Origin of the sequence: Streptomyces rubellomurinus (genome assembly GCF_000961885.1) — a bacterium.
Lineage (GTDB): Bacteria > Actinomycetota > Actinomycetes > Streptomycetales > Streptomycetaceae > Kitasatospora > Kitasatospora rubellomurina.
In genome coordinates, this window is record NZ_JZKH01000211.1 from 1 (window position 1) to 2,587 (window position 2,587).

Here is a 2,587-nt window from a genome sequence, read left to right on the forward strand (position 1 = left end):
GCTGTCCTTCGCGCAGCGGCGGCTGTGGTTCCTGCACCGCCTGGAGGGCCCGAGCGGCACCTACAACATCCCGATGGCGCTGCGGCTTTCCGGCGCGCTCGATCGGGAGGCGCTGGCGGCCGCGCTGGCCGACGTGGCCGGCCGGCACGAGAGCCTGCGCACGGTCTTCCCCGAGGACGGCGGCGTGCCGTACCAGGAGGTGCTGGCGGACGCGGCGCCCGAGCTGCTGGTCCGGGAGACGACCGAGGCCGCGCTGGCGGACGCGCTGGCGGACGCCGCCGCGACCGGCTTCGCGCTGGAGCGCGAGATCCCGCTGCGGGCCGAGCTGTTCGTGCTGGGCGAGGAGGACCACGCCCTGCTGCTGACGCTCCACCACATCGCCGGTGACGGCTGGTCGATGGCCCCGCTCGGCGCCGACCTGGCGGCGGCCTACGCGGCGCGGCTGCGCGGTGAGGCGCCGCAGTGGAGGCCGCTGCCCGTGCAGTACGCCGACTTCACACTGTGGCAGCGCGACGCGCTCGGCGAGGAGAGCGACCCGGACAGCCTCATCGGCCGCCAGCTCGACTTCTGGAAGAGCGAACTCGCCGGCCTCCCCGAGCAGTTGGAGCTGCCGACCGACCGTTCCCGGCCGGCCGTGGCGAGCCGCCGCGGCGAGATGGTGACCTTCGAGCTCGACGGCGCCCTGCACGACGGCCTGCTCGCGCTCGCCCGGGAGTCCCGCTCCACCCTGTACATGGTCCTGCAGGCCGGTCTGGCCGCGCTGCTGACCCGGCTGGGCGCGGGGGAGGACCTGCCGATCGGCGGCGCCACGGCCGGGCGTACCGACGAGGCGCTGGACGAGCTGGTCGGCTTCTTCGTCAACACCGTGGTGCTGCGCACGGACACCTCGGGCGACCCGACCTTCCGCGAACTGCTCGGCCGGGTGCGGGAGTCGGACCTGGCGGCGTTCGCACACCAGGACGTCCCGTTCGAGCGCCTGGTCGACGCCGTCAGCCCGGACCGCTCGCTGGCCCGGCACCCGCTGTTCCAGGTGATGTTCGTCCTGCAGAACAACGCGACCGCCGAGCTCGGCCTGCCCGGCCTCACCGGCCGCGAGCTGCGGGTGGGCGTCGCCGGCGCCAAGTTCGACCTCGACTTCGACCTGGCCGAGCGGCCCGGCGGCGGCATCGACGGCCTGGTCATGTACTCCTGCGACCTCTTCGACCGCGGCACGGTCGAGCGGATCGTCGAGCGGTACCTCCGGGTGCTGGCCGCCGTGGCCGCCGATCCGGACCTGCGGATCGGCCAGATCGAGGTGCTGGACGCGGCCGAGCGCCGGCAGGTGCTGGAGGAGTGGAGCAGCGCGCCGCGCGCCCTGGAGGAGCTGACCACGGCGGAGCTGTTCGCGGCCCGGGTGGCGGCGGCGCCGGACGCGCCGGCCCTGCTGTTCGAGGGCGGGTCCTACTCGGCGGCCGAACTGGACGCCCGCGCCGCCAAGTTGGCCCGCCACCTGGTCGAACTCGGCGTCGGCCCGGAGACCTTCGTCGCGCTCGCCCTGCCGCGCTCGGTGGAATTCGTGGTCGCCGTGCTCGCCGTCTGGAAGGCGGGCGGGGCGTACCTGCCCGTCGACCCGGCCTACCCGGCCGACCGGATCTCGTACATGCTGGAGGACGCCGAGCCGCCGCTGGTGCTCACCCGTTCCGACGTCGCGGACCGCGTCCCGGCGGGCCGCCCGGTCGTGGTGCTGGACGACCCGGCCGTCATCGCGGCCGTCGAGGCGCAGTCCCCGGCGGAACTGCGCAGCCCGGCCCGGCCGTCGAACCCGGCCTACGTGATCTACACCTCCGGCTCGACCGGCCGCCCCAAGGGCGTCGTGGTCTCGCACGCGGGTGTGGCGAGCGTGGTCGCCACCCAGGTCGAGCGGCTGGCGGCGGGCCCCGGCTCGCGCGTCCTGCAGTTCACCTCGCCCAGCTTCGACGCCACCTTCTGGGAACTGAGCATGGGCCTGTTCTCCGGCGCGGCCCTGGTGGTCGTGCCCGCCGAGCGGCTGCAGATCGGCGAGGAACTGGAGCGCACGCTCGTCGGGTTCGGCATCACCCACGCCATGCTGCCGCCCGTCCTGCTGACCGCGATGGAGCCGAACGAGCGGATCCTGCCGGGCGGCACCATCGTCAGCGGCAGCGAGGCCGTCCCGGGCGAGGCGGTGGCCCGCTGGTCGCCGGGCCGCCGGATGGTGGACGCCTACGGCCCGACCGAGGCGACGGTCGTCTCCTCGTTCAGCGCCCCGCTGAGCGGCTCGGCGGCCCCGCCGATCGGCTACCCGGTGCTCAACGCCCGGCTGTACGTGCTGGACTCCGGCCTGCGGCCGGTCGCCCCGGGCGTGGTCGGCGAGCTGTACATCGCCGGCGCCGGCCTGGCCCGCGGCTACCTGGGCCGCCCCGACCTGACCGGTGAGCGCTTCGTCGCCGACCCGTACGGCCCGGCCGGCTCGCGGATGTACCGCAGCGGCGACCTGGCCCGCTGGGGTGCGGACGGCCAGCTCCGGTACGCCGGCCGGGCGGACCACCAGGTCCAGCTGCGCGGCTTCCGGATCGAGCTGGGCGAGGTC

General features: G+C 75.1%; 1 protein-coding gene. It reads left to right on the forward strand.

What is annotated here, in order from left to right; genetic code table 11:
- Nucleotides 1–2,587: non-ribosomal peptide synthetase (locus tag VM95_RS37280; RefSeq protein ID WP_045705760.1), on the forward strand; the 2,587-nt coding region annotated here is incomplete at both ends.